A 3,885-nucleotide genomic window follows, 5' to 3' on the forward strand; every position below is an offset into this window, starting at 1 on the left:
CCCGGACCACTGGTATGCGCTACCGCTCCGTAGATGCTGCTTGCGGCCGGTCTGGCCGGCCGCAAGCAGCGGGCTGCCGACGGCGTCTGTGCGGTCTCGGCGGTGGCGAGCGCGCGGGAACTGGCGAACTCGGCCGCCCCGTCACCGGGCTGCGGCGCACGTGCCCACTTCGCACGTCACCCCGCGGCCCGGCCACGAGCGCGGCTGAGAGGCGGGCCGTGGCTCGTGGCAGGGGAGCAGTTTCAGCCGGTGCCGGCGGAACGTGGGGCGGAGCCGGCGGACCGTGGGGCGGAGCCGGATGCCCGGTGATTCGTCAAAGAGCTCCTGCCCGAGGCGCCTCCATCAGGATGCGGCCATCGGCAGGAGTGAGCGAGGTGCTGCTGTTGGAGTAAGCGGACTCGACACGGGCTCGTTCAGTCGCGTTCGGAACCGCGTTCCTGCAACCGGTGCCTGCGCTTGACCCTGACATCAGCTGGGAGCACGGGCCGGGCTTGGTGTCGGGCAGGCCCAGACTGTGCCCGATCTCGTGGGCGGTGATGCGGGTCTTGTCGTGCCCCTGGGACACTGCTTGGCTGCCGAGTTCGACACGTACCTGGCCGCCCGGGCGTACAGGGCCGAGTGTCGCCTGCGGCCAGCCGCTGGTGGCCACGATCTGAATTTCGGCTCGGGTGCCAGGTGCGGCTTCGACCAGCCTGATGTTGCTGACGTTCTGGTTCCACGAGGCGACTCCGGCGGTGATCGCCGCTTCCCAGCCGCCTGCTCGGCTGTCGTCGTAGCGGAGTGTCACTACCGCTGCCGCGCTCTTTGCTGCTGTCGGCTCCGCTGGGGGCGCGGCGTGCGCAGCTGTTGCTGCGGCCAGGGTGACTGCGGCGGCGGTACCGGCTGCCTTCAGCCATAAGGAGTGCGGCATAGCTGTCCCTTCACTCGTGGGGGTCTCGGTTCGCTCGGAACGGAGAGAGGGGGAGGGGCTGCGTCAGCGGAGCGGCCGGCCGCAGTTCTCCCAGGGCCTTAGAGCTATGCCCAACACCCCCGACTCATCATGCCCCTGTCATGAATATGGGCCGGAAAAGAGTGCGGGGCGGACTGGATCCGTGATCCGCTTCGGGCCTCTCGCCACCGCTGTGCCGGATCCAGGATGTGATGCGTGTGCCGGGCGGCCGTAGCGCAGCCGCCCGGGTACGGGGCGGCGCACCCGCAGATGGAACCGCCATGGCGCTCAACGGCATCGTGCAAGTAAGCTAAACCTAACCTAACGACGGTGTCCCTTGTTCAGGAGTGCTTCTTCGATGTCTCAGTCGCTCGCAGCCGATCAAGTGTCACCGCAACGGCCCATCCTCGTGACTGTCACCGGGGTACGCCGACTCACGCCGCGAATGGTCCGGATCACGCTGGCCGGGGACGACGTGGGCGATTTCCACTACGCCGGCCCCGACCACTTGGTGCGGCTGTTCCTCCCGGCCGGGGATGATCTGCAACTGCCGGCCAGTTCCGACTGGTGGACCGAACTGCAAGCAATGCCGGCCGATCGACGTCCTGTCGTCCGCAACTACACGGTTCGCCATATCGACCATGCCCGATGCCGGCTCGACATCGACTTCGCATTGCACGGGGACAGAGGTCCGGCCTCGGCCTGGGCCGGCACGGCCGAACCGGGCGACCGGATCGGCATTCTCAGCGACGGAGCCCGGTACGCGGCCGGCGAAGCGGACTGGCAGCTGCTGATCGGCGACGAGACGGCCATGCCTGCGATCGCCTCCATGCTCGAAACCGCCCGCACCCCCGCGTACACATTGCTCGAAGTTGAGGATGAGCAGGACGTGCTGGACCTGGCTGATGAGGTGACCTGGCTGTATCGCTCGGGCTCTCGCGGTTCCCGGGTGGTGGAGGCGCTGCGCGCCTTGCCGTTCCCGTCCGGCACGCCGTACGTTTGGGTAGCCGGCGAGGCCGCTCTGGCTTCATCGGTGCGGCGTTACCTGGTGAACGAGCGAGGTGTCGAAAAGCAGCAGATCTACTTCTGCGGTTACTGGCGCGGTGGGCCGTCCGCCGGCCGAGGGACCGTCGAAACGAAACGGGAGCCTTCGCACGCCTGACCCGGCGCCGATGACGGGCCAGGGCTTCGCCTGCCTCCATGACACCACCGGCCTTCAGGGCCTCGGCCGGCGTCGGCGACACGGGCGCTGCGATCGTGACCACCGCAGGCCATCACATGCGGCATCCCATGAACTGGCGGGCCGTCACGCAGAGGCCGGGAGCTGCGGAAACGCAAGGAGCGACCGTTTGACGGGTCACCAGCAAGGGCTGCCGTCATCCTCACGCCAGGCAATGTCCGTGACGGTCACAGGCAGCGTGAAGTAACTTCCCTGGCCGTTGCTGACACATGCCGTGGACGCAGGTGCCTGCCCCTCGCCCTGGACGACGTACGTCATCGTGACGTCCCGAGGAGTGTTGTTGTAGAAGATGTGGCCGGCGGCGCTTCCGGACCATTCGCCTTCCGTTACCAGCGATGGCGCCATGTCGGTGTCGCCGTACCACCAGTCGGGCCAGACGCAGAACGTGCCTTCCGGACAGTTGGCGGACGACCACGCCGACGCACTGGGCGCGGATGCCATGACGCCGAGGAAGGCTGCGGGCACAGCTGCGAGGGCAATGGTCCTTAAACGCATGGGGAACTCCACTCCTGAGACGGCGTATTACGCTAACAGTGCAGATGTTGAAAGATCAAGCGTCAAGTGCTGAGCGGGCTTCGACGAGCGGAGTGCGGGCCGGCGCAGGGACAGCGAAGGTTCGATGCCTGGCGGATGGGTCTGGCTGGGCGTCCAGGGGCGCGTCGAAGGTGACCGGAGCCGCCGCAGCGTGAGGCTGAGGCGGCCTCGCCGGCTGAGGGACTCCTCGGTGATGGACGGGCGGAACGGAGCGATGCTGCTGCCTGCCGCGGCGGAGGTCACGGCCGCCGGGGTCCGAGTCGTCCCGGGTGGCCGACGACTCCATGGCTTCGGCCGTTCCGCAGCAACGGCAGATGCCCATGACCGACGCGGACCTCGCGCTTCGACGAGGTCACCCGCGGTGCGGAGACCGACAGGAAGGCGCCGGCCAGTTCGTCGGCCTTCTCCCGGCCGGGGGCGCCCCACGTGAGCAGCACTTCGCTGGACGTGGCCGAGTCCACGAGCTGTTTCTTCGTGAACCGGCCGTACTGACGGTGGTCGTGCAGCATCACGGTGACGGTATTGCTCAGCGGGATCGAAGCCGTCGTGTCGTCGCTGAACTGGTCGTCGAGGGGATACCCGGGTCCGGCGAAGAATCCCTTCGTCGCATCGAGGCCGTGGGTGGCCAGGTTCACGAAGAACATCTGCTGATACACGAGCTGGGGATCTCATAAGGGTCATGCTGTTGTGTGTGATGGCCGGTGGCGGGCGCGGCGCCCACCGGCAGAGGCCGGCATCCGTCGCGGTCCCGCCGGGCCCGGGAGTCACCCCGGCCAGGAACGCGTGACGCGGGGACGGCTCCGGGGCCAGGCTGCGGTGTGCCGAAGGGCGGTGCCGGCCGGTGAAGGGGGGCCTGCGAAGTGATCGAGGCTCAGTGTCGTCTTCAGGGTGGGACAGCCGTGTTTGATGCGCCGGAGCGGTAGCGCGAACCGGCCCGGATTCCGAGCCGGGACATCGGCCGGCAGTTCGGAGGTTCACTGCTTGACCGGATCGTCCTGGCTCGTACGGCCACTGCGCCGGTATCCACCGAAGACCTGTGGCGCCGTCGGAGCCGGCCCGGGCGACGGCAGGCGCATAGGCGGTACACGGAGTGGGTACGGGGCGGCCCGGTGAGAGCCGCTGTGTTCCATTCAGCGGGCTCGACCCGGTCGGTGACGGGTGCTCAAGGAAGGAGCAGCAGTTT

Annotated in this window: 4 protein-coding genes; 1 reads left to right on the forward strand and 3 read right to left on the reverse strand. The window is 68.1% G+C overall.

The window, feature by feature from the left end; genetic code table 11:
- Positions 1-313 precede the first annotated feature (313 nt).
- Entirely contained in the window at positions 314-910 is a 597-nt protein-coding gene (locus VN520_RS33925) for a snapalysin family zinc-dependent metalloprotease (RefSeq protein ID WP_325750787.1), read from the reverse strand.
- A 376-nt stretch (positions 911-1,286) separates the two neighbouring features.
- Here VN520_RS33925 and VN520_RS33930 point away from each other — a divergent pair, with 376 nt between their 5' ends.
- Positions 1,287-2,090: a siderophore-interacting protein gene (locus tag VN520_RS33930; protein ID WP_325750788.1), complete on the forward strand. Its 804-nt coding sequence runs from the start codon at positions 1,287-1,289 to the stop codon at positions 2,088-2,090.
- A 195-nt stretch (positions 2,091-2,285) separates the two neighbouring features.
- On the opposite strand, the gene VN520_RS33935 is transcribed toward VN520_RS33930, so the two are convergent.
- A complete protein-coding gene (locus VN520_RS33935; protein WP_325750789.1) occupies positions 2,286-2,633 on the reverse strand; it encodes a hypothetical protein in 348 nt (115 codons plus the stop codon).
- A 308-nt stretch (positions 2,634-2,941) separates the two neighbouring features.
- Positions 2,942-3,358, reverse strand: coding sequence for a glyoxalase (locus tag VN520_RS33940; RefSeq protein WP_325750790.1), 417 nt, complete (start codon positions 3,356-3,358; stop codon positions 2,942-2,944).
- Positions 3,359-3,885: the final 527 nt, after the last annotated feature.

This window comes from Streptomyces sp. (genome assembly GCF_035563135.1).
Classification (GTDB): Bacteria; Actinomycetota; Actinomycetes; order Streptomycetales; family Streptomycetaceae; genus Streptomyces.

Excerpts from the sequence above, each read along its gene's own strand:
- VN520_RS33925 (WP_325750787.1), bottom strand. The coding sequence starts at position 910 with ATGCCGCACTCCTTATGGCTGAAGGCAGCCGGTACCGCCGCCGCAGTC.
- VN520_RS33930 (WP_325750788.1), top strand. The coding sequence starts at position 1,287 with ATGTCTCAGTCGCTCGCAGCCGATCAAGTGTCACCGCAACGGCCCATC.